Genomic DNA, 1,610 nt, shown 5'->3' with positions numbered 1-1,610 from the left:
TGTTCGGGAAACTTGCAAATAAAAATGGAGTAAAATACTCGCATGTCTGGCATCCTAGCGCAGGGTGCCAGATTTCAGTTATGGGGTACACCTTAAAACTGTGCGCTTACGAATCAGGTGGCAGTGGATATCAAATAAACCGTGGTCTGTCATATTTCTGTAAGTGCCTCAAAACATGACGTAGTGTAAACTAGCAGAGTTCCTGCTATAATACCTACATCAATGTTTGAGGCACTTACTGAAAATAAGGACTTTTATCATCTTTTCTGCCTTTTAGAACACAAACGAGAGTTAATTATTACGGAAGTTCACAGTTATACTCGATACTTTTCATATGCGAACACCTATCTACTTTCTCTCATTTCCACTTTTCTCCCATATTTTCTGCTATATTCTGCCGTTATCAATGCTCCGCTGCCTTTCCCGGCCTGGATTATGATTAATTTATCGGACCAGCTGCTGATCAGGCGGTTTCTTCTGGGGAACGTGTATCTGGATGGTGAAGTTCCGGGTGGGCATTCTGACAGGAGCAGACCTTTTTCCTCTATACATTTCATCAGTTTGTGGTGTTCACTTGGATAACAGATATCCAGACCATTTCCTAATATTGCTATTGTGTAGCCACCGGCATTGAGACATGCCGTATGTGCATAGCTGTCGATTCCTTTGGCCATTCCGCTGACAACTGCAATCCGGGTCTTGGCATATTCTGACGCCAGAAATACCGTTTCCTGTTTTGCTTCCTGGCTGCATCTTCTCGCACCTACTATTCCAACTGTCTGATCCATTTTCTTGATATTTCCTTTATAGTATAACATTGGCGGCGCATCAGCAGGCTCTCTGGCACGTAAAGGATAACGATCGTCGTTCCAGCATAAGATAGAGATATTTTTGCTTTGGCAATCATCCATGATCCTTTTCGCTTTTTCCAATGAATGATTCCTGATGATACTTTCTCTTTGTCTTGCAGACAGTCCTGACATTCCGCTTAGGGTTTCATGGTCAGCCTGATAAATCTTTTCCGCATCTCCCAGTTCTTTTATCAGGTATCTGGTTGTAACAGGGCCGATAAATGGTATCTGCGTAAGCCATATCCAGTATATCATTATTTAACCACCACCATTTTACTATTGCTTTTGTCCAGCTCCCGGCACGTCAGAACTTTTTCTATATCTTTTTGACGGATTTTTTCTTCTCCATCCAGGTCCGCACTGGTCCTGGCAAGTCTTAATAGTTTGTGGATCACACGGGCACTATATCCATACTTTTCACTGGTCTCTCTCAGTAACTTCAATGAATCTTTATCCAGCACACAATATCTCTGTATGAGTTCCGTTGTCATCTGCGCATTACAGTTGATCCCTTTTTCCTGCGCATATCTCTCCTGCTGTATCTTCCTGGCTTTTTCTACCTTTGTACGCAATTCTTCCGAAGAAGCCCCTGATTTCTGGTCTGCTATTGCAAAGAAATCCACAGGATGGACTTCTTTCTGTATATCTATCGTAAATGGTGAATAACCAGTCAACTTCCTTGCGTCTCCAAAAGATGAGATAATGGTGTGAAAAGTGTAAAAAGTGTGTTTCACACTTTTCACGAAAAACACCACAGGA

Annotated in this window: 1 protein-coding gene and 1 pseudogene; both read right to left on the bottom strand. The window is 42.2% G+C overall.

The window, feature by feature from the left end:
* Positions 1-344: 344 nt before the first annotated feature.
* Positions 345-1,106 (bottom strand): DNA-processing protein DprA, encoded by a 762-nt coding sequence (gene dprA / locus ACTQ50_RS19540; protein WP_441040236.1) that lies wholly within the window; start codon positions 1,104-1,106, stop codon positions 345-347.
* Positions 1,106-1,610: pseudogene (locus ACTQ50_RS19535) on the bottom strand (hypothetical protein); the annotation flags it as partial. The pseudogene ACTQ50_RS19535 and the gene dprA, both read right to left, overlap by 1 nt.

It is taken from the genome of Blautia sp. Sow4_E7 (assembly GCF_052116245.1).
Taxonomy (GTDB): Bacteria; Bacillota; Clostridia; order Lachnospirales; family Lachnospiraceae; genus Blautia_A.
The sequence above is the reverse complement of the archived record's forward strand: the minus strand, read 5'-3'. Positions and strand labels throughout refer to the sequence as shown.